Below are 23536 nucleotides of genomic sequence, written 5' to 3' on the forward strand. Positions count from 1 at the left end.
AGGACTGGCGACACGGTAACGGCAGAAGCGGTGGTTTGTGGATGGATTGCGCAGGACTTGTGCACGTCGGAACTGCGCGCTCGGTGCGTCGCCTGGGATCCACGCCGGGGGGCATCCGCGCCGGGGCAGGCCGTGCGTGGGGCTGGGGGGCGGGGAATCCGCGCCGACACCCAGTCGCCTCGACGGCGGCCCGGTGCGTCGCCGGAGACGAGACCGGCCCGCCGACGGGGGACGCAGGCGCCCGGGTCCGGGTTCGGCCTGGCACGGGACGGGCCCGCCGGTGACCGGCCCGCGGGCTGCCAGGGCCCCAGGCCCGGTCCGCCCTGCCGTGATTCCGCTTCGCCGCCGTAGACTCCGGCAGGTGAGCGCCACCATCACCTCCGCCGGTACCCAGCAGTCCGTTGCCGCCCCACGCGACCGAGCCCGCCGACTGCTGCGGCGGTTCGTGCGCCCCGGTGCGGCCGTGCTGTCCGGGGTGCTGCTCTATCTGAGCTTTCCGCCGCGCCCCCTGTGGTGGCTGACGCTGCCCGGATTCGCATTGCTCGCCTGGTGCCTCCATGGGCGCCGGCCGCGCGCGGCGCTCGGGCTCGGCTACCTCTCCGGTCTGGGCTTCCTGCTTCCGCTGCTCGTCTGGACGGGCGAGGAGGTCGGGGCGGTCCCGTGGATAGCCCTCGCCGCTGTCGAAGCCCTCTTCGTCGCGGTCACCTGCGTGGGCATCGCGCTCGTGATCCGGCTGCCGCTGTGGCCGGTGTGGGGCGCGGCCGTATGGATCCTCGGCGAGGCGGCCCGCGCGCGGGCGCCGTTCGGCGGATTCCCCTGGGGCAAGATCGCCTTCGGTCAGGCGGACGGCTTCTTCCTGCCGCTCGCCGCGGTGGGCGGCACGCCTGTCCTCGGCTTCGCCATCGCCCTCTGCGGCTTCGGACTGTACGAGTCCGCGCGCCGGCTCCGTACGTACCGGAAGACGCGCGAACTGCCGCGCGGGCCTCTCGCGGCTGCACTGCTCGCCGTCTTCGTTCCCGTCACCGGCGCGCTCGCCGCGCTGCCGCTCGTCGACGACTCCGCCGAGGACGGCACCGCGACCGTCGCGGCGATCCAGGGCAATGTGCCCCGCCTGGGCCTGGACTTCAACGCGCAGCGCCGCGCGGTCCTCGACAACCACGCGCACCGCACCGAGCAACTCGCCGAGGATGTCGCGGCCGGCAAGGTGGCCAAGCCGGACTTCGTGCTGTGGCCGGAGAACTCCTCGGACCTCGACCCGTATCGCAACGGCGACGCGCGACTCGTGATCGACCAGGCCGTCAAGGCGATCGGCGCACCCACCGTGGTCGGAGCCGTCGTCACCCCGGAGACGGGCCCGCTGCGCAACACACTGATCAAGTGGGACCCGGAGCGCGGTCCGGTCGCCACCTACGACAAGCGGCACATCCAGCCGTTCGGCGAGTACATCCCGATGCGCCCCTTCGTCCGCCTGTTCAGCAAGGACGTCGACCGGGTCCGCCGCGACTTCGGCCCCGGCAACAAGGTGGGCGTCTTCGACCTCGCCGGTACCAAGGTCGGCCTCGCGACCTGCTACGAGGCCGCTTTCGACTGGGCGGTGCGGGACACCGTCACCGATGGTGCCCAGCTGATCTCCGTGCCCAGCAACAACGCGACCTTCGGGCGCAGCGAGATGACGTACCAGCAGCTGGCGATGTCGCGGGTACGGGCCGTCGAGCACAGCCGCGCCGTCGTCGTCCCCGTCACCAGCGGCGTCAGCGCGATCATCCGGCCCGACGGGAAGATCGTCCAGCAGACGAAGATGTTCACCCCCGACGCCCTGGTCGACGAGATTCCGCTGCGCTCCTCGCTGACCCCGGCGACGCGTATGGGCACGCTGCCCGAGGGCGTCCTCGTGGCGCTCGCCGCCGGGGCTCTCGGGTGGGTCGGCTACGCACGCGCACGTGAGCGACGCGGCCGCGCCGGTTAGGGTCGGAGGATGGGTATCCCCGACTTCATCCGAGAGATCCGCGCCACCGCAGGCCACCAGCTGCTCTTTCTGCCGGGTGTCAGCGCCGTCGTCTTCGACGACGACGGACGGGTGCTCCTGGGCAGACGGGCCGACACCGGCAAGTGGTCGATCATCGGCGGAATCCCGGAGCCGGGGGAGCAGCCGGCGACGGCGGCGGTGCGGGAGGTGTACGAGGAGACGGCCGTGCGCTGTGTCGCCGAGCGGATCGTGCTCGTGCAGACGCTGTCGAAGCCGGTGACGTACCCCAACGGCGACCAGTGCCAGTTCATGGACGTCTGCCTGCGGTGCCGGGCGGTCGGCGGCGAGGCGCGCGTCAATGACGAGGAGTCGCTGGAGGTGGGCTGGTTCTCCGTGGACGCGCTGCCCGAGCTTCAGGAGTTTGCACTGTTCCGGATTAAGCAGGCGCTCGCCGATGGACCGACGTGGTTCGACTCCACGGTGACCGGGTGAACTGTGGGCGCTGACCACATCGGTCGGCGCCTGCGCTGTACCTAGGGTGCGGAACATGACCATGAGCCCGGGTCCCGCCCCCCACTCCGCTTCCTCCGTCGCCGTGCAGTCCGTCGCTCTCGACCTGGGGGGCCGGACCGCCCTCGTGACGGGGGCTGCGAGCGGCATAGGCCGGGCCTGCGCACTGCGACTCGCGGCCGCAGGAGCCAAGGTCAGGGCCGTCGACCGGGATGCGGCAGGACTCGACGCGCTCGTCGAGCAGTCCCTCGGCCGGGGCCTCGCGGGCGCCGTCGAACCGCACGTCCTCGATCTGACGGACCTCGACGCGGCGGAGGAGGCGGCAGCCGGAACCGATGTTCTGGTGAACAACGCGGGGCTGCAGCTCGTCCGGCCCATCGAGGAGTTCCCGCCGGACGTGTTCCACACCGTCCTCACCGTGATGCTCGAAGCTCCGTTCCGGCTGATGCGGGGCGCGCTTCCGCAGATGTACGCGCAGGGGTGGGGCCGGATCGTCAATCTCTCCTCCGTGCATGGGCTGCGCGCATCGGCCTTCAAGTCCGCCTATGTGGCCGCCAAACACGGTCTGGAGGGACTCTCCAAGACCGCCGCGCTGGAGGGCGCCCCGCACGGGGTCACCTCCAACTGCGTCAACCCGGGCTATGTGCGAACCCCACTGGTCGAGAAGCAGATCGCGGACCAGGCAGCCGCGCACGGCATCCCGGAAGAGCGGGTGCTCGCGGACGTCCTGCTCAAGGACTCGGCCCTCAAGCGCCTCATCGAGCCGGAGGAGGTCGCCGAGGCGGTCGTGTACCTCTGTGCGCCGCAGGCGTCCTTCGTCACCGGTACGTCACTGGCGATGGACGGCGGCTGGACCGCCCACTGAGCCGCCCGGGGTGGTGACCCGTGGCGGTCGCCGGGGCCGGGTGACGGAGTTGTCCACAGGGGCCGCGCCGTCCACAGGGGCTGGCGAGACCCCCCGTACGGCAGGTATCCCTGTGTTCATGTCCCACGATCAGGCCTCCTACCTGGAGCTCCTCGCACGCGGCGCCGCCGCCGAGGCGTACGACCGGCCCGTGCTGCTCGCCCGTGCGAGCGGCGCGGGTGCCGAGACGCTGTCCGGTCTGGAGCACGCCAAGCAGCTCGCGCTGCGCGTGCGCGCCGAGCTGGAGGGCAGACGGCGCCGCGAGGCGGAGCTGTCCGCGCTGTTCGAGACCGCGCACGATCTCTCCGGTCTGCGCGACCTCGACGCGGTGCTCCGGGCGATCGTGCAGCGCGCCCGGTCGCTGCTCGGCACGGAGGTCGCGTATCTCAGCCTCAACGACCCCGCGGCCGGTGACACGTACATGCGCGTCACCGAGGGTTCGGTGTCGGCGCGATTCCAGCAGCTGCGGCTCGGCATGGGGGAGGGGCTGGGTGGACTCGTCGCCCAGACCGCACGGCCGTATGTGACCGAGAGCTATTTCGACGACGAGCGCTTCCAGCACACCGGCGCCATCGACTCGGGCGTCCGGGACGAAGGCCTCGTCGCGATCCTCGGCGTCCCGCTGATGCTCGGCAGCCAGGTCATCGGCGTGCTCTTCGCCGCCGACAGACGAGCCCGGGTCTTCGAGCGTGAACAGGTCGCCCTGCTGGGATCCTTCGCCGCCCACGCCGCGGTCGCCATCGACACCGCCAACCTGCTGGCCGAGACCCGTACCGCGCTCACCGAGCTGGAGCGGGCCAACGAGATCATCCGTGATCACAGCGCCGTCATCGAGCGGGCCTCGGACGTCCACGACCGGCTCACCGAACTGGTCCTGCACGGCGGCGGGGTCCATGACGTCGCGAGCGCCGTGTCCGAAGTCCTCGACGGCACCGTCGAGTTCGCCGACCCCGGCGCCCCGTCGCTCACCACCATCGAACTCACCGGCACCGACGGACATGCGATACGGCACGGGGACGACTGGGTCGCGGCGGTGTCCGCCGGGGGCGAACTGCTGGGCGCACTCGTGCTGCACGGCCACCCGTCCCTCGACCCCGTCGACCGGCGCACCCTGGAGCGGGCCGCGATGGTCACGTCCCTCCTGCTGCTGGCCCGCCGCTCCGCGGGCGAGGCCGAGCAGCGGGTGCGCGGCGAACTGCTCGACGACCTGCTGGACGCCCCCGACCGCGACCCCCGCCTGCTGCGCGAGCGAGCTGCCCGGCTCCGCGCCGACCTGGACGCACCGCATGTGGTGCTCGCCGCCCGCATCGACGCCCACCCGGGCGCCGGAGGTACGGAGCGGGCCACCGCGGACCGCCAGCGTCTCTGGTCGGCAGCCTCGCACCTCGCGGCCACCCGGCACGGCCTGGCCGCGGCCCGCGACGGCGGCACGGTTCTGCTGCTCCCGCTCGGCCCCGGAGACAACGCCGGCGACCTCGCCCGCCAGACCGCGAGGCACCTCGGCGGCACGCTCCGCGAGCCGGTCACGGTCGGCGCGTCGGCCCCGGTCGAGGCCCCCGTCGCCGCCCCGGGCTCGATAGAGGGGGCCTACGTGGAGGCACGGCGCTGCGTAGAGGCCCTGCGGTCGCTGCGACGCTCAGGAGAGGGCGCGGCCGCGCAGGATCTTGGCTTCCTCGGGCTGCTGCTCGCCGACACCCGTGACATCGAGGGCTTCGTCCGGCGAACCATCGGCACGGTCGCCGACTACGACAAGCGACGTGGCACGGACCTGGTGCGCACACTCGACGCGTACTTCGCGAGCGGCATGAGCCCGGCCCGTACGAAGGACGAGCTGCACGTCCATGTCAACACGGTGGCCCAGCGGCTGGAGCGCATAGGCCGGCTTCTCGGCCAGGACTGGCAGTCGCCGGCCCGTGCCCTGGAGATCCAGCTCGCCCTCCGACTGCACGCGATATCCGCGGCCGTCGCCCGCTGACTTCCCGTCACCCGCGACTCTCACCGTGGCTGGCTTCCCGTCACCCGCGGCCCTCGCTGCCCGCTGACTGCCCGTCACCCGCCGACCCTCACCGCCCGCTGACTCGCCGTCACCCGCCAACCTCTGTCGCCTGCTGAACCCTGTCGCCCGTCGGCGCCGACGGCACGAAGCGGGCCGTGTGCACCGCTTCGAGCGGTGTACACGGCCCAGGGATCGTTCGACTCTGTCAGGCGGACGTCGGAGCCTCCGCGGCAGTCACCGCATCCTGCGTGTCCCGGCTGTCCGGCCCTGCCGAGACATCGGCGAGATCACGGTCGCGGGTCTCCCGGGCGCAGCCGATGGCGACCACCGTCAGCAGCGCGGCGGCGATGACGTAGAGGGCGATCGGCGTCGAACTGTGGTAGTCGGCGAGCAGCGCCGTCGCGATCAGCGGGGCCGGCGCCCCGGCCGCAACCGACGAGAACTGGGCTCCGATCGACGCACCCGAGTAGCGCATGCGCGTCGCGAACATCTCCGAGAAGAACGCGGCCTGCGGCGCGTACATCGCCCCGTGCAGCACCAGGCCGACCGTGACGGCGAGCAGGAGGCCGCCGAACGACTCGCTGTCGATGAGAGCGAAGAACGGGAACATCCACAGCCCCACGCCCACCGCACCGATCAGATACACCGGCCGGCGCCCGATCCGGTCGGACAGCGCACCCCACGCCGGAATCACCGCGAAGTGCACGGCGGACGCGATGAGCACGGCATTGAGCGCGGTCTGCTTGCTCAGCCCGGCCGAGGTGGTCGCGTAGACGAGGATGAAGGCGGTGATCACGTAGTAGCTGATGTTCTCGGCCATCCGCGCGCCCATCGCGATCAGTACATCGCGCCAGTGGTGCCGCAGCACGGCCACGAGCGGCATCTTCTCGACCTGGCCGACGGCCGCCTTCCGCTCCTCGGCCTGCGCCAGCGCGGCCTTGAACACGGGCGATTCATCGACAGAGAGACGAATCCACAGACCGACGATCACCAGCACCCCGGACAGCAGGAACGGTATGCGCCAGCCCCACGACAGGAACGCCGCATCCGACAACAGCGCTGTCAGCGCCGACAGCACCCCGGTCGCCAGCAGCTGCCCGGCCGGCGCGCCGGTCTGCGGCCACGACGCCCAGAACCCGCGGCGCCGGGCGTCCCCGTGCTCCGACACCAGCAGCACGGCTCCACCCCACTCGCCACCGAGTGCGAAGCCCTGCACCAGCCGGAGAACGGTCAGCAGCACGGGAGCAGCCGTCCCGACCGTCGCATGCGTCGGCAGCAACCCGATGGCGAACGTTGCCCCGCCCATCAGCAGCAGGCTCAGCACCAGCAGCTTCTTGCGCCCGAGCCGGTCCCCGTAGTGCCCGAACACGAGCGCCCCGAGCGGCCGCGCGGCGAACCCGACGGCGTAGGTCAGGAAGGACAGGAGGGTCCCGACCAGCGGATCGGACTCCGGAAAGAACAGTTTGTTGAAGACCAGAGCCGCGGCCGACCCGTACAGAAAGAAGTCGTACCACTCGATGGTGGTGCCGATGAGGCTCGCGGCGACGATGCGCTTGAGGTTGGACGGAGCTGGTGGAGCGGTCGCGGGGGAGGACATCGGCACCACTTCCTGGCGATTGACGGGGACGTTTGCGTGTCGCCACACCGTAGGAAAGCGCAGGTCAGAGGCGTATGTGGTGGGACACCATAGTTCTGGGCGCTGGGGTGCGCGCGACCACCATGGGGGCGGTGTCGGGGGCGCTGTGGCGGCCTCGACGAGGCCGCGAAGGAGACTGTCCGAATTGCACCGTTGGGGAACGTTTTGGAGGTGGCGTGCTGGCTCCCGTGCTGGTTTGGTGCTGACTAAAAGCAACGAACTGTATGAGGCCAACCGGTCGACCGCGGACACATCGCCCGCCGCGCCGACCTGCTCTGGGGCCGTCCGGCCGAGGCCAAGCAAGCCAACCTGGACTCGTTCTTCTACACCAACATCACCCGCAGATGGACGACTTCAACCAGAGCAGCAAGGGCGGACTGTGGGGACAGCTCGAGGACGCCGTCTTCGCCGACGTCGACGTCGACGACCTGAAAGTGAGTGCGTTCGGCGGTCCGGTCTTCCAGGAAGACGACCGCCTCTTCCGCGACGTCCAGCTCCCCAGCGAGTACGGGAAAGTCATCGCGTTCTCCGAGAACGGTGAACTCAAGGCCAAGGCCTTCCTGCTCACGCAGAACCTCAACCAGCTCGAAGCCCTCGAACTCGACGAGTTCCGCGTCTTTCAGGTCAACCTGAGCGAGATCGAAGAACGCGGCCGCCTCCGCTTCCTCGCCGCCTCGAGGGCCGTGGTCATCTCGAACCCGCAGAGGGTCTCTACCGTGCTGCCCGCGACGCCGGTGCGGAGGGCGGTTCCGGGCTTGCTGTTGTGCTAGCCGCCCAGGGCAGGGATGACGAGGCCGAGGCGGAGTTCCGCGCGGCCATCGCCTCGGGCCGGCGGGAGCTCTGGTCCGATCTCGCCGACCTGCTGGAGTGGCAGGGCCGCATCGACGAGGCCGTTCGGTCCAGGCGTGAGGCGATCGCCTCGGGAGACCCGGACGGGCGGCGGGCACTCTCCGACATGCTCCATGCCCATGGGCGGGACACCGAGGCAGAGAGCGTGTGGCAGGACGCCATCGAGGCAGGCCACGCGGAAGCCCGCTGCGGGCTGGCCGATCTCCTGGAACTGCGCGGCGACGCTCAAGGCGCCGAGGAGGCTTGGCGAACGGCGGTCGAAGCTGGCGCCCCAGGCGCCCGAATCGGGCTGGCCGACTTCCTTGGCCACCAGCAGCGCACTGCGGAACAGGCCGAGCTGTTGCAGCTGGCGATCGCCGCCGGCGATCCCGATGCCGCGAGCGCTCGCGCGCGTTCGCTCGCGCACACCGGCCACCTGCAAGTCGGCGAGTGGAGCACCGCATGGAGCACAGCCTTGGAATCCGGCGGCTACGTGAGCATCAGAGAATGGACCCAACTGATGCAGGCGTCCACGAAGCTCGTCACGTCACTTCCGATCGCGGTGCCGGTGCAGATGCCGAACCCCTTCCATCCCCTCAGCCAGATGGCGGGAATGCGGCTGATGGGCAGCCTGCATCACTCTGGCACGACCGCCTACTGGCCGCAGTTGGAGGCGGTGATCCGTCTCGCCACGGCGGAACAACGTGTACGGCGAGCCCCGCCGTGCGAACCTGTCGAACTCGCCGTTCTTCTACGCGCCCGGCGACAGGTCGCCGGTGGATTGCGCTCGCACGGCGCTCCGCAGCGATTGACGCATCACCAACTCGTCCGTGACATCCGACACCGTCGTGCTCGGACGGTCGAGGCCACCTGTATCCCCGAAGCCGGTGTCGTCGCGATCGTCGTCACGTGGGATGACCGGCAGCCACCTTCGAGATGAGGGCAACGGGGACGGGCCACGACTTTGCCGCCCCAGAGCGTTGTCCCCGAGCTGGCCGGTCACCGCAGGCAGGGCAGCCAGGTCCTCGCCGTCTCGGCCGTCGAACAGATCAAGCAGACGATGGGTGTCCATGTCGATCAGCACCTTGCCGTAGTGACGGCCTCTGCGGAAGGCGAAGTCGTCCACGCCCAGCACCTCCACCTGGCCGATCTCCGGCTCGGGTAAAGCCCTGATCAACGGCAGCAGCGTGTCCCGCCCGACCGGCACGCCGCGGGCGGCCGCCATGCGTACTCCCGCCCAGTCGGCGAGGGCGAGGCCGATCTGCGTCAAAACCCCACGCAACAATGGGGTGTAGCGGCTGTGAGGAGTGGTCACCTGGGCTGTCCTCTGTGGCAATCCGCAGGGCAGCGGCACTGTCCGCTCCCACCCCGTACTGGTCGAGCAGAGCGGTGCGACAGCCTCGACGTTGGCATTGATGCGAGCAGTGAGGTTCCGGACGTCCGCTGCCAGGGTGTGAATGCGGCGAGCCAGCGCCCGCAGGGTGTAGACGCCCGCGGCGCAGGCTGGCCTGTCCACCTCTTCGAGCTCAGTACACGGGTGATCAGCGCGAGTGTGCCCAGCCCGGCCAGCGACTTGCGCAGTGCCGGTTCGGCGTTGACGATGACTGCCTTGAGCTGGTTGGTTGCCTGGGTGCGAGCCTTGACCGCCGAGTCCTTCGCCAGCTTGTAGAGCCGCATCTCCTCCACGGGCCCCTGGCCGCTCTTGGGCACGGCGGTAGCGCGGCGGCTGATCACAGCCTGGGCCGCCGCCTCGGCATCTACGGTGTCGTTCTTCCCTCGGCTGCGGCGCATGGCCCGATCAGGGCGATTGGCCTCGGTTGTCTCCACGCCCCCGCATTGCAGGAAGCGAGCCAGAGCAGACCCATAAGACCCGGTTCCTCCCCCCTGTCCGGCGCACGCTCCCATATCGCCGTGCTCAGCTGAGCAGTTTGGGGTGCTGTGCAGCGGCCGTGGCTGGGAACGAGCAGGTGGCCAGGACCAGTCCGATGACCGTAACCACGGCGGCAACATGCACGTCCTTGTGCGCGTCGAGGCCCAGGACAACTTCGTCATGAAGTCGTCTACCGGGTGGCCCTGACCTGCGGGAATGCGGTCGATCTTTACTCTGACCTGCGTGGATGCTTCTTTCACGGCCTTTCAGGGGCAGGCCCGGTTATGCGGTCGATACTCCCCACGCGCTCCCCAGAGCCGCCCGTACTCCCCAGATTCTCCCCAGGTGACCCGGGGGAACGGCTCGGTGTGCCCGCTGCTCGCGCTTGCGAAACGGGTGTGGCTGTACGGTGCGTGACTCCCCGATGCCTCGGCATGAACGCATGGGGGGACGGTCGGCGTCGGCGGATGCCGGCAGGACCGTGAGGTTCGCGCACGGGGCGAGGACCACTGCTTGCGGATCGGACGCCCGGGCGAGGCTGACTTCGCTGCACTGCCCAGTTGAAAGCATGGTGATATTGTCATTAGCACCATGTTGTTGAGGCTGAACATCGCGGACAACCGTCCGCTGCACGAGCAGGTGGCGGGCGCGATCAGGCGTGCCATCGCCGAGGGTGAGTGCCGTCCGGGGGACCGCCTGCCTCCGGCGCGTGATCTTTCCCAAGCGTTGGGTGTCAACGTGAACACCGTCCTTCGTGGCCTTCGTGGACTGCGTGAGGAGGGGCTGTTGGAGTTCCGGCGAGGGCGTGGAGTGACCGTGGCCGAAGGGGCGGGCCAGCGGTCGGCGCTCCTGGAGCGGGTGCGCGACCTGGTGGGAGATGCGGCGCATCTTGGTTACAGCAGGACGGATCTCATCGAAATGATCAGGGGGCTTTCGTGAACAACCAGATGGGGCGAAGGACCAGAGGGGTGTGGGGTGTTGCGGTCTGGGCTGTGGGGATCCTGACCGTTCTCCTCGCGCTGCCTTGGGCCGCGAGTGGCCGATTGCCGGCGCGCGTGGCGACCCACTGGGACGGCGGCTCCGGCGAACCCGACGGATCCATGCCGTTGTGGGCGGCCGCGTTCTTTCCGGCGCTGATCTGGGCGCTCCTTGTGGTGAGTGTTGCACTCGCACGGCGGCGTGCGGAGGCGGCCACGAGTCCGGCGGCGCGGGCCTGGTGCGGTGCCGGTTTGCTATCGGTGGGTGTCTTCCTGGCCGGTGTCCAGGCGGCTGTCGTCCGGGCGAATCTGGACCACACGGACTGGCGCCAGGCGGATTCAGTGAACCTCTGGGCCGTGGTGGCGGGAGTCGCAGCAGCGGTGGCGGGGCTGGTCGGCTGGCTGGCAAGCCGGCGTGGCCCGGCCGTTGCGGCGACTCAAGCGGCGGCTGATGGTCCGAGCATGGAGATTCCCCACGGGGAGCGTTTCGTCTGGCTCACCCGCACGACCAACCCCTGGCTTCACCTGATTGCCGCTGTAACCGGCCTCGTGGTGATCGCCGCCGTGCTCGCTACCGTCGGCGGCCTGGTCGATCTGCAATGGGCGCTGATCACGCCGTTTACCCTCGTCTCCGTTCTGGTTGCCTTCTGCGCCTCCGTGCAGGCCCGCGTCACCGAGCGGGGACTGGACGTGGCGTTCGGGCCGCTCGGCTGGCCGGTGCGGCACTGGCCTGCTCAGGACATCGAATCGGCCCGCGCCGAGAACCGGACCCCTGCCCAAGTGGGGGGCTGGGGGTACCGGTTGAGCGGGCTGGGGACGACGGTGATGCTGCGCGGCGGCGAGTGCCTGGTGGTCCGATCGCTCAAGGGGAATGAGTTCGCGGTGAGCGTCGATGACGCCGAGCGGGGCGCCGCGCTGTTGAACTCTCTGAACACCTGGCGCGCCGGCTGAGTGTCCGGGTCCTGGCCGATGCCGCTGGCAATCGGCCAGGACCAGCACGGGATGCACAGCCACGGCAAGCGATTGGCGATCGTCGATGCGGCCGAGGCTAAGGTCCGCCGGGGCGAGGGCGATGAGGACCAGCCGGTCCCAGGGTGTCGCCGAGCGGGCGACCGAGGTCGCGTCGCGTACCCGCGTCGGGGCGCCCGTCTTGAGGAACAGCAGGACGCCGACCCCACCGGTCTCCGCAGCCGCGTGATCACAGCTGCTGACGAAGGTCCGGTCGACGCTCCCATCGCCCGTCCGCCGACGTGGAGCACGCTCATGAGAGCACTGGCCGGCGACGTGCCCGAAGTGCGGCTGTCGCCCGCCCTCCTGTACGCAGCGGCCGCACCGCTGCGGTTCCTCACCCGTCGATCACCCTTCGGGGCGGAACGGCGAGTGGCCCTGACGATCTGAGGGAGCCGGAGGCGTAGCGTCGGTCCATTCGCCAAGTCCGGAGATCTTGAAGACGGCTCGGGCCGTCTCCCCGTCGACGCGCTGCGACAGCCTGCGCAGCGCCGCCCTGCCGTCTCGCAGCGAGCCCCGTTCCTGAGAGATACGGGCCGCGGCGTCCACCAGATGCCACAGCGGGGGATTGGCGGTCAGCACACGCGACTCCAGCTCAACCCGGTTCCCGTACACATCACGCAGGACCAGCCGCTGCGCGACCCCCTCGGACATGATCACCGAGACCAGCCGGTCGGTCCGCAAGCGCCGCGTGCCGAGTAGGTGCCGCGATTCCAGCCATCCCTGACCCGCGGTTATGCGTGGGGGCAGCAGGATGAGGAGCAGCAGCAGCGCCAGCCCGGCCCAGAAGACGGTGCGCACGAGTGTCAGCGTGCCGTTGCCCATGTCGATGACGAGCAGCAGGGCGAGAAGGAGGGCGGCACACCGCCACGCCGTTCTGAGGTCCCCGGCCCAGTGCACGTCGCGTACCGCATCGCCGGGCCGCAGGACGTGGCCGGGGCCCTGCCGCAGGTTCCGCGGTCTGATGCGTCGTCGCATGGGATGACGTTATGGACGAACTCGATGCCTTTTGCGTGCTCTGACGCGCCCTTGACGCCATTCGCATCGGTCTTAACGGGTGACATACGCGCTCTTGACGCGTAGCAGCAGTCAGGTGGGAGTCAAGAGGCCCGGGCAAGTTGTTTTACGCCGTATGTACGGTTGCCTGGGAAATCCTAACGGAGCTTTAACGCCACGCCCGGGGTGCTGCAAGGAGGCCGGATAGTCACCATAGACGCTTCCCGCCTGCGGGAATCCTTCCTCGCGCATCACCCGACAGGCGGCTTGGGCATGCGTTCTCAGGAGTCGAACCTCTGCTCGCGGCGGCTTACGCTCGCGCTGTGTTCAACGTGACCGAGGTGTTCAAGCGTCTGGTGATCGGCCGGGCCCGGCGCAGCGAGGAGCTGCACGAGACGCTGCTGCCCAAGCGGCTCGCCCTGCCGATCTTCGCGTCCGACCCGCTCTCCTCGGTCGCGTACGCCACGCAGGAGATCCTGCTGGTGCTCACCCTCGGCGGACTGGCCTATCTGCACTTCACCCCGTGGATCGCGGCAGCCGTCGTCGCACTGATGACGGTCGTCGTGCTCTCGTACCGCCAGGTGGTGCACGCCTATCCGAGTGGCGGCGGATCGTACGAGGTCGCCTCGACGAACCTGGGGCCCTCGGCCGGCCTGGTGGTCGCGGCCTCGCTGCTGGTCGACTACGTCATGACCGTGGCAGTCTCGGTGGCGTCCGGCGTCGACAACATCATCTCGGCGGTACCGGAGCTGGCCGAGCACCGGGTGCTGATGGCCATCGGCTTCGTGGTCCTGCTGACGGCGATGAACCTCCGGGGCGTACGCGAATCGGGCCGCCTGTTCGCCACCCCCACCTACCTCTTCATCAGCGGCGTGCTGATCATGGTGGGCACCGGCCTGTTCCGCTACCTGGCCGGCGATGCTCCGGTGGCCGAGAGCGCCCGCTACGGCATCGAGGCCGAGCCCGGGGACGCGGGGCTCGCCGGTCTGGCGCTGCTGATGCTGGTCCTGCGTGCCTTCTCCTCCGGCTGTACGGCCCTGACGGGCGTGGAGGCGATCTCCAACGGCGTACCGGCGTTCCGTAAGCCCAAGTCGCAGAACGCGGCGACGACGATGGCCGCGATGGGGCTCATCGCCATCACGATGTTCGTCGGGGTCACCACGCTCGCCGTGGTCGCCAAGGTGCACATTGTCGAGGACCCGTGCCGGCTGACCGGGCTCGCCGATTGCGGCTCGTACACCCAGCGGACCGTCATCGCCCAGCTGGCGTCGGCCGTGTTCGGCGGCGCTGACAGCTTCGGCTTCTACTTCATCCAGGCCGCCACCGCCCTGGTGCTGATCCTGGCCGCGAACACCGCGTTCAACGGTTTCCCGCTGCTCGCCTCGATCCTGGCTCAGCACCGGTATCTGCCGCGCCAGATGCACAACCGTGGCGACCGGCTCGCCTTCTCCAACGGCATCCTGGCGCTGGCGCTCGTCGCCGGACTGCTGCTGTGGGGCTACAAGGCCAACGTCACCGACCTGATCCACCTGTACATCCTGGGCGTCTTCACCTCCTTCACGCTCTCCCAGGCCGGCATGGTCCGGCACTGGAACCGCGAACTTCGCACCGAGACCGACCCGGCGGTGCGCCGCCGCCACCAGATCACCCGCGTGGTCAACGGAGTGGGCGCGGCCATCACCGGGCTCGTCCTGGTCATCGTCCTGGCGACGAAGTTCACCCAGGGTGCCTGGCTCGCGGTCCTCGCCGGGATCGTGCTGTGGGTGATGATGCGGGGCATCCGCCGCCACTACGACGCGGTCTCGGCGGAGCTCGCGGTCACCGACCCGCGCGCCGAACTCGCCCCGCCCTCCCGGGTCCTGGCCATCGTGCTCGTCTCCACCATCCACAAGCCCACCCTGCGCGCACTCGCCTACGCACGCGCCTTCCGGCCCGACCAGTTGGAAGCCCTCACCGTCTCCGTCGACCGCGACGCGGCCTCCCAGCTTCAGCGGCAGTGGCAGACCCTGGACACTGACGTGCCGCTGAAGGTCATCGACTCCCCGTACCGGGAGATCACCCGCCCGATCGTGGAATACGTACGCAACATCCGCCGCAAGAGCCCGCGCGACGTGGTCGGCGTCTTCATCCCCGAATACGTCGTGGGCCACTGGTGGGAGAACCTCCTCCACAACCAGTCCGCCCTCTGGCTCAAGACCCGGCTGCTTTTCACCCCCGGCGTCATGGTCACCAGCGTCCCCTGGCAGCTCACCTCCGCCGCCCGCGCCGACCACCCGGCCGCCCGTGCCCCCGGCGCCTACCGCCGCGGAGAGCCCGTGCCTCCGCCCCATGCCGGCCACCGGATCCACCCCCGCTCCGAAGGCGACCGCGGCGCCTCGGTCGGCGAATGAGCCCGGGTCCGTCACGGCGGCCCGGGGCGCTCCCGACGGTGGTGGCGATCTGGAGGCGCGCTTCCGGCTGGCGGAGCTGCCCTGACCTTCACGACAGAGGCAAGGTCAGGTCGTAAGGAAACTCCTCGCCGCCGCGCAGCAAAGTAAGCCGCACGTGGAGGACGCCTACCCCGGCCTGAGGTGCGGGCCGGCACGTGACGTTGCCCTTGGTGTACAGGCCGTCGGGGCTGGGACCGAAGGCGCCGCCCCAGTCGAGGTACTCGTTGCCGAGATCGTCTTCCGCTTCCAGCATGAGCAGTACGGGAGGCTCGTCGTCCCCGTCGGGCAGAGCGGGAGTGACCGTGTAGCGGACGGTGAACGAGTCGTCCTGGAACGACAGCTCGCGAACTGCGAAATCGAACGAGCCATGGAGGACGGGGAAGGTGGGCAGGCTGGCGTGGTCCGCGTATGGGGTCATGCGCCGATTCTCGCGTGGGTCAGTTTCCCGCACCGACGGTTTCCCGGTGGCGTAGTGCACCGGCCTCGGGGAACAACGGAACAGCCGTTAGCGCTAAGGAACGATCTTGGCGTCTGGCACAGTGATCGTCTGCGTTGCGGGGGTTCGGCGAAAGATCGTATGAGCTGTCTGGTCGGTGGTTACCGTCCGCCGCGTGCCGGTGGAATTTCTGACTGATGAGCAGGCGGCGTACAGGCGGTTCGTGGAGGAACCGACCCGTCCGGAGCTGGAGCGGTTCTTCTACCTCGACGACGTGGACCGGGAGCTGAACGCCAAGCGGAGAGGGGATCACAGCCGCCTGGGGTTCGCGCTTCAGATGTGCACGGTCCGCTATCTGGGGCTGTTTCTGGAGGACCCGCTGGACGTGCCGTGGCCGGTGATCGAGTACCTGGCTGAGCACCTGGGCGTGGAGGACGTCTCGTGCGTGAAGCGGTACATCGAGCGGCAGATGACGCCGTACGAGCATGCGTGGGAGATCCGGGACGCCTACGGTTACCACCAGTTCGAGGATGCGGTGTGGGGTCGGAAGTTCCGTGCCTTCCTGCATGGGCGGGCGTGGACGGCTGCCGAGGGGCTGGTGGCGCTGTTCAACCAGGCGGTGGGGTGGCTGCGCCGGAACCGGGTGCTGCTGCCGGGGGTGAGCGTGCTGGCCCGGCAGGTGGCACCTCGTCCCCGAGGACCGCGGCCCGGGACGGCCGTGGAAACCGGGCCCGCCCATCGAGGCGGCGCCGCCCGCCGCGGGGTCCAAACCGATCCGGATCGGGTACGCGCGCTGCTCAACCGCCCAGCAGGAACTCCAGAGTCAGCTCGACGCGCTCGAACCGCTCTGCAAGCGGATCTTCTCCGAGAAGATCTCCACCCGGGTGAAGACCCGGCCGAAGCTGGAGGAGGCGCTGAAGCTGGCGTACGGCATCAAGGAGGCCGCCTCCGACCAGGAGGTCATCCTCACCGTCCACGAGCTCAAGCGCCTCGCCCGCAACGCCGCCGAACTGATGACCCTGTCCGGGCAGCTCCAGGGCGCCGGCGTGCAGCTCGAACTCCTCACCGGCCCGCTCAGCGGCATCTACGACCCCAACGGCATGGGCGCGATGTTCTTCGCCGTCCTGGCTGCCGCAGCCCAGATCGAACGCAACTACATCCGGGAGAAGACCCTGGAGGGCCAGGTGACCGCCGCGGCCAAAGGCATCCACGGCGGACGGCCCAAGGTCATCGACGAGGACATGCTTCTCTTCGCCCGCGCGGTGAAGGACCGCGGTGTCCCTGTACCGGAGATCGCGAAGAAGCTGACGATCAAGACGGGCAAGAACGCAGGCAAACATCCTTCGGTCGCCTCGCTGTACCGGGCCCTCGCCGAAGCGGAGGCGACCGAGGCACCGGCCGGGCCGGAGATCATCGCCCCGCGCCGGCGGACCCGGGTGGACCTCACCGGCCCCGGCAGCGGCCCCGCCCCCGAGCTGATGGAACGCCTCACCCGGCAGGTCCTCGGTCCCGGCACAGGCGACGTGGTGGACACGCTCGTTGAACAGACCGAGGACGGAACGAACGACGTCGTGGCGGCGCTGCTGGCGCAGGCCCGCAACGGCGGGGACGGCGAGTGATCCCGGGCGGTCCGCCCTCGTTCGGCCGACAGCGCTGGCGGCGCCTGGCTCGTTGTGCGGATGTGGACGACGAACGGAGGGTCCTGGACCGGTGGCCATACGGGGCGGGGCAGCACCATGGCGCACTGAGGTTCCGTACCGAGGCCGCCCTCGCCCGGCGCCTGGGGGTGATGACAAGGCCGTCGGTGTGGCCCGATCCGGCGACCTCCGACGGGACCAGGCGGTGCGACGGCTGGTGCCGACTCGTAGGCTGCCGCCATGACCGAGATCCAGAATCCGACGCCCCGCGACGCTTTCGAGCTGCTCATGGCCGGTAACCAGCGCTTTGTCTCAGGCACCCCCGAGCACCCGAACCAGGACGCCATACGCCGCACCGAGATCGCACCGTCCCAGCAGCCCTTCGCCGTGCTGTTCGGGTGCTCCGACTCCCGGCTGGCCGCCGAGATCATCTTCGACCGCGGCCTGGGCGACCTGTTCGTGGTGCGCACCGCGGGGCATGTCGCCGGTGCAGAGGTCCTCGGCTCCGTCGAGTACGGCGTGAGCGTGCTCGACGCCCCGCTCGTCGTCGTGCTCGGCCACGACTCGTGCGGGGCCATCGCAGCCGCCCGTGCCGCAGCCGACGGTGGCAGGGTGCCCGGTGGCTTCGTCCGTGACGTTGTCGAACGGGTGACTCCGAGCGTGCTGGCAGCCCGCGCCGCCGGACGCGACCAGGCCGACGAGATCCTGGCCGAGCACATCGAGCACACCGTGGACCTGCTGCTCGAACGCTCCCGCGTCCTGGCCGAGCGGGTGGCCGCCGGCCGCCTCGGTGTGGTGGGGCTGTCCTACCGGCTGGCCGACGGCAGTGCACAGCTCGTCGCCTCTCGCGGCCTCGATGCGGCGGTCTCTGCCGCGTCCTGACCATCCCGGCCGTGGCTGCCCCTACGTGATTTGCCCCGGTCGGAGGAGACCCGTATACGTGGAGGGGGAAACCCACCGGGTTCACCGCTCGATCACCCCCGAAGGGCACCACCCGATGGCTCACGGAGCCGACCACGCGCCCGGCACCGCCCCCCGCGCCGACCTGGCGCGGGCCGCGGGCTGCGAGGTGTGCCGGGGATGGGGAACGGTCGTCACCGACGACGGGCGGCACGAGCTGTGCCCGGCCTGCCAGACCGGCGGAAGCTCAGCCGAATCCGCCACGAATCCGCCCGGCCCCCGCACCCGGGAGCAGTAAGCCACGGCGTCGGCGCTGGTCACACGGTGGTCCGGGGCCCCGCGGCGCGGCGGAGCCGGTTGGCGATCGCCAGTCCCAGCCCCTCCTCCGCCGGCAGCGACGCGACGATGAGGTCGCACCCTTGCTGGTCGAGCTCGCGCAGGAACCCGTACAGCCCCCGCGCATAGGCGGCCATCGAACCGGGGACCGCCACCACCGCGTGCGCCTTCACCTCAGCGTCGGCGAAGGCGGCAGGAAGAAAGACGCCCACCCGGTGCCCCAGCTCCTGCGCCAGCTCCGCCTCGGCGACGACCTTCTCCGGCTCAACCAGGACGACCCGAGCACGCGGCGCGTAGTGCGACGGATGCTGGCCCGGCACCCGGATGTGGCTGGTCGCAGGGACCGCGAGCGGGCACCCCAGCACCGCTTCGAGGTCCTCGCGCGTCACCCCGCCGGGCCGCAGGATGGTCGGGATCTCGCCCGTGGCGTCGACGATGGTCGACTCGACACCGACCTCACAGGGGCCGCCGTCCAGCACGAAGTCGACGGCGTCGCCGAGCTCGGCACGGACGTCGTCCGCGGTCGTGGGGCTCACCGAGCCGAAGCGGTTGGCGGACGGAGCCGTGACACCACCACCGAAGGCCGACAGCAGCGCGAGTGCCACGGGGTGGTCGGGCACGCGCACGGCCACCGTCTCCAAGCCACCGGTCGCCTCGAGGGGCACGCGGGGACCGCGCCGCAGGACCAGCGTGAGGGGCCCCGGCCAGAAGTGTTCGGCCAGCAGGCGGGCCCTCACGGGTACGTCCTGGACCCAGGCGTCCAGGTGCTCCGCCCCGCTGATGTGGACGATCAGCGGGTGGGAAGGCGGGCGCCCCTTGACCTGGAAGATGCGCGAGACGGCGGCGGGGTCCTCGGCGTTGGCGCCCAGTCCGTAGACGGTCTCGGTCGGGAGAGCCACCAGGCCCCCGGCGCGCAGCACGCCAACCGCCTTCTCGATGTCACTGGTTCTTGCCGTCACCCTCGCAATCCTAGGTGCGTCAAGGACCGGCGACGGTCTTGATCAATCTCAGTGCCAACCACGGTTCCATTGATCCCCGGGCCGTTCAAGATCAACTACTTAGCGCTAATGGCTGTTCCGTCGTTCCCCGAGGCCGTGCACGTACTCGCGCTCCAGCCGGAAGCCCGCCGTCCATGCCAGAAGGCGGCCCAGCCGTGACCGGACGCGGCCAGGCTGGCAGGTCCGCCTTCCCAACTGCGACGGATCCAGTCGGTGCCGGGGCCGATGGCGGCGAGGGCCGGGCCGTCCTCGGGCACCAGTCGACGTACTGTCACGCCTCGAGGCGGACGGGGTGCGGGTGCGGGGGTCTGGTGCGTGTACACCATGCGCTCCCACGGGTGGACCCGGTCGAAGGCGGAACTGAGGACAGGCAGGAATCGGGGGAGGCCGCGACGTAGTGACCGGCGAGCGGCGCTATGGCCTCCGGGGAGAGCGCCTGCGGATCGCCGCGCAGCAGGACATGGTCGGCGCAGGAGACGGCGAAGACACGCGGGCGTACTGCCCGGTCCGCCACCAGGTACCCACGCCAGTGGCCAGAACGTGTTCGGACACCGCGGCGGGGCCCGGGGCTCCGACCGGGAACCACCGTGCGATGTCGGGTAGTTGCTGCGGCACGAGCGGGATCACTGGGACTTCCCTCCGGGGTCGGGGTTGGGGGCGGCCCGGACGGGTCGCCCCCACGGGGTTCAGCGCTGGCCGGCCTTGCGGTTGTGGTTGGCCTTCTTCTTGCGGCGGGCCTTCTTCTTGCGTGCGCGCTTGGACATGGCGGCGGATCCCTTCGAGGAGTTCAGGCGTGGTGACGGACGAGGACGTCGGCGAGCTTGTTGAGGCGCTTGACCGTGCGGTCGTCGGTCGCGCCCGGCGCCGGGTCGACGCGCTCGCCGCGGTCGTAGTAGGCGCCGTTGACGATCTCGGTGGCCGGGTCGCAGAGCCGCACGATGTGGGCAGCGCCGTCGGTGGGGGAGGCGCCCTGGTGGCCGTAGAGCGGGAGAAGGCCCGTGGCGCAGATGCCGGGGTGCACGGAGACGGCGGCCACGCGCGGGTCGGCGGCGAAGACGGTCAGCGCGAGCTGCGACTGGGCGTAGGTGGCGAGCCGGGAGTAGCGGCGGGCACGGTTCGGGTCGCTCCACTGGATCGATCCGGTGCGGTGCAGCGAGGAGGATACGTTGATGACGCGGCCGCCCGGGTCGCTGGTGAGCGCCTGCTCGAGGAGGTTGGTCAGCAGGTAGTGGGCCAGGAAGTTGACCTGGAAGGCGATCTCGTTGCCGGCCTCGGTGACGGTGTGGCGCTCGGGCGCGGCGATGGCCGCGTTGTTCACGAGCACGTCCAGGTGCGGGTGTTCGGCGACGACCCGGGCGGCCATCGCCTCGACCTCTTCGAGACGCGAGAAGTCCGCGGCGTACGCGCGCAGGCGGTCAGCCGCGATCCCGGCGGTGGCGACGAGCGCGTCGACAGCGGCCCGCCCCTCCTCGGCAGTACGGCCGTGAACGAGGACGGTGGCGCCACGCTCGGCGAGGAGCCGCGCGGTCTCGTACCCGATGCCGGAGGTGGCTCCGGTCACCAGGACAGTACGGGAGGAAAGGCTTGATTCAGGCATGCGTCTTCCATGGGTGCGGGCACACCTCGTCACCGGAAGGGGTGAAGAGGTATGCGGACAGGAGAAGGGGGCGCCGGACCAGGTCGGTCACGGCGCCCCGAGGGCTATGGACTACGCGTCAGCGGGAGCCGGGCGTGTCCGGGCAGCGGGGCGCACGACGGGGCAGCGCCGTATTCGGCGGCCGGTCGACAAGGAGCCACTCGCTGTTCACACCACTCATCGAACCGAATGGATTCGGCCCGGACAAGCTCAACCGCTGTTCCCTGACGACTCTCTGACGTGATGTGGTCAGCCGAGGCCCGGGATGGCGGAGATCAGCAGATCGATCAGTTTGATGCCGATGAAGGGCAGGATCAGACCGCCCAGGCCATAGATGCCCAGGTTCCGGCGGAGCAGGTCGTGGGCGGAGGCGGGGGTGTAGCGGACGCCGCGCAGGGCCAGTGGGATGAGGGCCACGATGATCAGGGCGTTGAAGATGATGGCGGAGGTGATGGCCGAGGTGGGGCTGTGCAGGCCCATGATGTTGAGCGCCTCGAGCCCCGGGTAGGCGCCCGCGAACATCGCGGGGATGATGGCGAAGTACTTCGCCACGTCGTTGGTGATGGAGAAGGTGGTCAGGGCGCCGCGTGTGATGAGTAGTTGCTTGCCGATCTCGACGATCTCGATGAGTTTGGTCGGGTTGGAGTCGAGGTCGACCATGTTCCCGGCCTCCTTGGCGGCCGAGGTGCCGGTGTTCATCGCCACGCCGACGTCCGCCTGGGCGAGGGCCGGGGCGTCGTTGGTGCCGTCGCCGGTCATCGCGACGAGCTTGCCGCCGGCCTGCTCCCGCTTGATAAGGGCCAGTTTGTCCTCGGGCGTGGCTTCGGCGAGGTAGCCGTCCACGCCGGCTTCCGTCGCGATGGCGCGCGCGGTCAGGGGATTGTCACCGGTGATCATCACCGTGCGGATGCCCATGCGGCGTAGCTCGGTGAAGCGTTCGCGGATCCCCTCCTTGACGACGTCCTTGAGATGGATGATGCCGAGCACCCGCGGCCCGTCCCAGTCGTTCACGGCCACGAGCAGCGGTGTCCCACCGCCGGCGGAGATGGCGTCGGACCAGGTGCGGGCCTCGGCCGGCACGGTCCCGCCGTACATCTCCACCCAGTCGATCACCTGCGCGGCGGCGCCCTTGCGGATATGGCAGGCGGCGCCGTTGTCCCAGCTCATGTCGATGCCGCTCATCCGGGTCCGGGCGCTGAACTCCACGAACCGTGCGTGAGACAGTTCCCCTTCGGCGGGGGCCCGCAGCCCGTACTTCTCCTTGGCGAGGACGACGACCGAGCGGCCCTCGGGCGTCTCGTCGGCCAGTGAGGAGAGCTGGGCGGCGTCCGCGAGGATCATCTGGTCCATGCCGGGAATGGGGACGAAGTCGGCCGCCTCGCGGTTGCCGAGGGTGATGGTGCCGGTCTTGTCCAGGAGCAAGGTGTTGACGTCGCCTGCGGCCTCGACGGCCCGTCCTGACATGGCGAGCACGTTGCGCTGCACGAGCCGGTCCATGCCCGCGATGCCGATCGCCGAGAGCAGCGCGCCGATCGTGGTCGGAATGAGGGTGACCAGGAGGGCCACCAGCACGGTCGTGGACTGGGCGGCGTCGGCGTACTCGGCCATCGGCTGGAGCGCGACAACGACGAGGACGAAGACGACAGTCAGCGCTGCGAGCAGGATGTTGAGCGCGATCTCGTTCGGGGTCTTCTGCCGTGACGCACCTTCGACCAGCGCGATCATCCGGTCCAGAAAGGAGTGGCCGGGACGGGAGGTGACGCGGACGACGATCCGGTCCGAGAGCACCGTCGTACCGCCCGTCACACCGGAGCGGTCCCCGCCCGACTCCCTGATGACCGGGGCTGATTCACCGGTGACGGCGGATTCGTCGACCGCGGCGATCCCGTCGACGACATCGCCGTCGGTGGGGACCAGCTCACCGGCTTCTACGAGCACGAAGTCGAACAACTGCAGGTCGGTCGCGGCGACGGCCTCCGTCTCGGCGCGGTCGAGGTCGGTGCCGTACCGCCAGTGCCGCAGCCGCAGCGCCACGGTGTCCGTGCGCGCCCGGCGCAGCGACTCGGCCTGGGCCTTGCCGCGGCCCTCCGCCACCGCCTCCGCCAGATTGGCGAAGACCACCGTCAGCCAGAGCCAGACGCTGATCACCCAGGTGAAGACGGACGGGTGGATCAGTGCGGAGAGTGTGGTGAGGACCGATCCGATCGCGACGACGAACAGCACGGGGTTCTTCACCAAGGCCCGCGGGTGCAGCTTGCGCAGCGCCTCGGGGAAGGACCTCAGGACCTGTACGGGGTCGAACAGCCCGCCCTGGCGGGAACGCCTGCGTGGCGGGCGGGAGCCGGGACTCCCGCCGGGTGCCTGTGTCGTCGGAGCCTGCTGGGAAGCGGCGGGAAGCATCACGGAAGACCTTCTGATGGATTCGGCTGGCCGGCTGAGACGTGGTGGCCGCCGGGGCCCTGCCGTCGCCTGG

The 23536-nt window shown here is 70.0% G+C and carries 19 protein-coding genes and 2 pseudogenes; 14 read left to right on the forward strand and 7 right to left on the reverse strand.

All coding sequences use genetic code 11. The features are described 5' to 3' along the window. The first annotated feature begins 361 nt into the window (after positions 1–361). The 4 genes from lnt (at position 362) to AC0699_RS28610 (ending at position 5355) form a co-directional block, all read left to right on the forward strand. Positions 362–1966, forward strand: a complete 1605-nt coding sequence (gene lnt / locus AC0699_RS28595) for an apolipoprotein N-acyltransferase (protein WP_478665758.1) — start codon at positions 362–364, stop codon at positions 1964–1966. Between the two features lie 9 nt (positions 1967–1975). Further along, positions 1976–2458, forward strand: a complete 483-nt coding sequence (locus AC0699_RS28600; RefSeq protein ID WP_478665760.1) for an NUDIX hydrolase — start codon at positions 1976–1978, stop codon at positions 2456–2458. A gap of 55 nt (positions 2459–2513) precedes the next feature. Next, the gene (locus AC0699_RS28605) at positions 2514–3341 is read left to right on the forward strand and encodes a 3-hydroxybutyrate dehydrogenase (protein WP_478665763.1); all 828 of its coding nucleotides are present in this window, start codon (positions 2514–2516) and stop codon (positions 3339–3341) included. Between the two features lie 118 nt (positions 3342–3459). After that, positions 3460–5355, forward strand: coding sequence for a helix-turn-helix domain-containing protein (locus AC0699_RS28610; RefSeq protein WP_478665765.1), 1896 nt, complete (start codon positions 3460–3462; stop codon positions 5353–5355). Positions 5356–5581: 226 nt separating this feature from the next. On the opposite strand, the gene AC0699_RS28615 is transcribed toward AC0699_RS28610, so the two are convergent. Further along, positions 5582–6973: an MFS transporter gene (locus AC0699_RS28615; RefSeq protein ID WP_478665768.1), complete on the reverse strand. Its 1392-nt coding sequence runs from the start codon at positions 6971–6973 to the stop codon at positions 5582–5584. A gap of 309 nt (positions 6974–7282) precedes the next feature. On the opposite strand from AC0699_RS28615, the pseudogene AC0699_RS28620 reads away from it, so the two are divergent. The 3 genes and pseudogenes from AC0699_RS28620 to AC0699_RS28630 all read left to right on the forward strand — a co-directional run bounded on the left by AC0699_RS28620 (position 7283) and on the right by AC0699_RS28630 (position 9005). Then, positions 7283–7782: pseudogene (locus AC0699_RS28620) on the forward strand (DNA/RNA non-specific endonuclease). Further along, a complete protein-coding gene (locus AC0699_RS28625; RefSeq protein WP_478665770.1) occupies positions 7776–8780 on the forward strand; it encodes a hypothetical protein in 1005 nt (334 codons plus the stop codon). The pseudogene AC0699_RS28620 and the gene AC0699_RS28625 overlap by 7 nt, the downstream one beginning before the upstream one ends. A 24-nt stretch (positions 8781–8804) precedes the next feature. Then, complete coding sequence (locus AC0699_RS28630; RefSeq protein ID WP_478665774.1) at positions 8805–9005, forward strand: hypothetical protein; 201 nt, start codon at positions 8805–8807, stop codon at positions 9003–9005. Positions 9006–9151: 146 nt separating this feature from the next. Here AC0699_RS28630 and AC0699_RS28635 read toward each other — a convergent pair whose 3' ends face one another. Next, positions 9152–9892, reverse strand: coding sequence for an IS110 family transposase (locus AC0699_RS28635; RefSeq protein ID WP_478665862.1), 741 nt, complete (start codon positions 9890–9892; stop codon positions 9152–9154). A gap of 409 nt (positions 9893–10301) precedes the next feature. Here AC0699_RS28635 and AC0699_RS28640 point away from each other — a divergent pair, with 409 nt between their 5' ends. Further along, the gene (locus tag AC0699_RS28640) at positions 10302–10649 is read left to right on the forward strand and encodes a GntR family transcriptional regulator (RefSeq protein WP_478665777.1); all 348 of its coding nucleotides are present in this window, start codon (positions 10302–10304) and stop codon (positions 10647–10649) included. Positions 10650–10702: 53 nt separating this feature from the next. Continuing rightward, positions 10703–11638 (forward strand): DUF1648 domain-containing protein, encoded by a 936-nt coding sequence (locus AC0699_RS28645; protein WP_478665778.1) that lies wholly within the window; start codon positions 10703–10705, stop codon positions 11636–11638. Positions 11639–12043: 405 nt separating this feature from the next. Here the strand turns inward: AC0699_RS28645 and AC0699_RS28650 are convergent, their stop codons facing one another. Further along, positions 12044–12673, reverse strand: a complete 630-nt coding sequence (locus tag AC0699_RS28650) for a hypothetical protein (RefSeq protein ID WP_478665779.1) — start codon at positions 12671–12673, stop codon at positions 12044–12046. A 341-nt stretch (positions 12674–13014) separates the two neighbouring features. Between AC0699_RS28650 and AC0699_RS28655 the strand changes: the two genes are divergently transcribed. After that, positions 13015–15081 (forward strand): APC family permease, encoded by a 2067-nt coding sequence (locus AC0699_RS28655; RefSeq protein WP_478665782.1) that lies wholly within the window; start codon positions 13015–13017, stop codon positions 15079–15081. A gap of 88 nt (positions 15082–15169) precedes the next feature. On the opposite strand, the gene AC0699_RS28660 is transcribed toward AC0699_RS28655, so the two are convergent. Then, positions 15170–15538 (reverse strand): hypothetical protein, encoded by a 369-nt coding sequence (locus AC0699_RS28660; protein WP_478665786.1) that lies wholly within the window; start codon positions 15536–15538, stop codon positions 15170–15172. Between the two features lie 193 nt (positions 15539–15731). Between AC0699_RS28660 and AC0699_RS28665 the strand changes: the two are divergent. From AC0699_RS28665 to AC0699_RS28680, 4 genes and pseudogenes are all read left to right on the forward strand, one after another. Continuing rightward, a pseudogene (locus tag AC0699_RS28665) lies at positions 15732–16370 on the forward strand (DUF4158 domain-containing protein); the annotation flags it as partial. Next, on the forward strand, positions 16336–17175 hold the full coding sequence (locus AC0699_RS28670; protein ID WP_478665865.1) for a recombinase family protein: 840 nt from the start codon (positions 16336–16338) through the stop codon (positions 17173–17175). The pseudogene AC0699_RS28665 and the gene AC0699_RS28670, both read left to right, overlap by 35 nt. 258 nt (positions 17176–17433) lie before the next feature. Further along, the gene (locus AC0699_RS28675; protein ID WP_478665789.1) at positions 17434–18075 is read left to right on the forward strand and encodes a carbonic anhydrase; all 642 of its coding nucleotides are present in this window, start codon (positions 17434–17436) and stop codon (positions 18073–18075) included. A 115-nt stretch (positions 18076–18190) separates the two neighbouring features. Next, positions 18191–18391 carry a hypothetical protein gene (locus AC0699_RS28680; RefSeq protein WP_478665790.1) on the forward strand — a complete coding sequence of 67 codons (201 nt, stop codon included), beginning with the start codon at positions 18191–18193 and terminating at the stop codon, positions 18389–18391. A 19-nt stretch (positions 18392–18410) separates the two neighbouring features. On the opposite strand, the gene AC0699_RS28685 is transcribed toward AC0699_RS28680, so the two are convergent. The 3 genes from AC0699_RS28685 to kdpB form a co-directional block, all read right to left on the reverse strand. Beyond that, positions 18411–19388: an L-threonylcarbamoyladenylate synthase gene (locus AC0699_RS28685; protein WP_478665792.1), complete on the reverse strand. Its 978-nt coding sequence runs from the start codon at positions 19386–19388 to the stop codon at positions 18411–18413. 826 nt (positions 19389–20214) lie between these two features. Then, positions 20215–21024 (reverse strand): SDR family NAD(P)-dependent oxidoreductase, encoded by an 810-nt coding sequence (locus AC0699_RS28690; protein WP_478665794.1) that lies wholly within the window; start codon positions 21022–21024, stop codon positions 20215–20217. Positions 21025–21312: 288 nt separating this feature from the next. Beyond that, complete coding sequence (gene kdpB, locus AC0699_RS28695) at positions 21313–23463, reverse strand: potassium-transporting ATPase subunit KdpB (protein WP_478665796.1); 2151 nt, start codon at positions 23461–23463, stop codon at positions 21313–21315. Positions 23464–23536: the final 73 nt, after the last annotated feature.

It is taken from the genome of Streptomyces sp. NPDC043870 (genome assembly GCF_056435785.1).

Bases quoted from the DNA above. Each gene is read 5' to 3' on its own strand.
- AC0699_RS28600 (WP_478665760.1), top strand. From the start codon at position 1,976: ATGGGTATCCCCGACTTCATCCGAGAGATCCGCGCCACCGCAGGCCAC.
- AC0699_RS28605 (WP_478665763.1), top strand. From the start codon at position 2,514: ATGACCATGAGCCCGGGTCCCGCCCCCCACTCCGCTTCCTCCGTCGCC.
- AC0699_RS28610 (WP_478665765.1), top strand. From the start codon at position 3,460: ATGTCCCACGATCAGGCCTCCTACCTGGAGCTCCTCGCACGCGGCGCC.
- AC0699_RS28615 (WP_478665768.1), bottom strand. From the start codon at position 6,973: ATGTCCTCCCCCGCGACCGCTCCACCAGCTCCGTCCAACCTCAAGCGC.
- AC0699_RS28635 (WP_478665862.1), bottom strand. From the start codon at position 9,892: ATGACGAAGTTGTCCTGGGCCTCGACGCGCACAAGGACGTGCATGTTG.
- AC0699_RS28640 (WP_478665777.1), top strand. From the start codon at position 10,302: ATGTTGTTGAGGCTGAACATCGCGGACAACCGTCCGCTGCACGAGCAG.
- AC0699_RS28650 (WP_478665779.1), bottom strand. From the start codon at position 12,673: ATGCGACGACGCATCAGACCGCGGAACCTGCGGCAGGGCCCCGGCCAC.
- AC0699_RS28660 (WP_478665786.1), bottom strand. From the start codon at position 15,538: ATGACCCCATACGCGGACCACGCCAGCCTGCCCACCTTCCCCGTCCTC.
- AC0699_RS28675 (WP_478665789.1), top strand. From the start codon at position 17,434: ATGACCGAGATCCAGAATCCGACGCCCCGCGACGCTTTCGAGCTGCTC.
- AC0699_RS28680 (WP_478665790.1), top strand. From the start codon at position 18,191: ATGGCTCACGGAGCCGACCACGCGCCCGGCACCGCCCCCCGCGCCGAC.
- AC0699_RS28690 (WP_478665794.1), bottom strand. From the start codon at position 21,024: ATGCCTGAATCAAGCCTTTCCTCCCGTACTGTCCTGGTGACCGGAGCC.
- kdpB (WP_478665796.1), bottom strand. From the start codon at position 23,463: ATGCTTCCCGCCGCTTCCCAGCAGGCTCCGACGACACAGGCACCCGGC.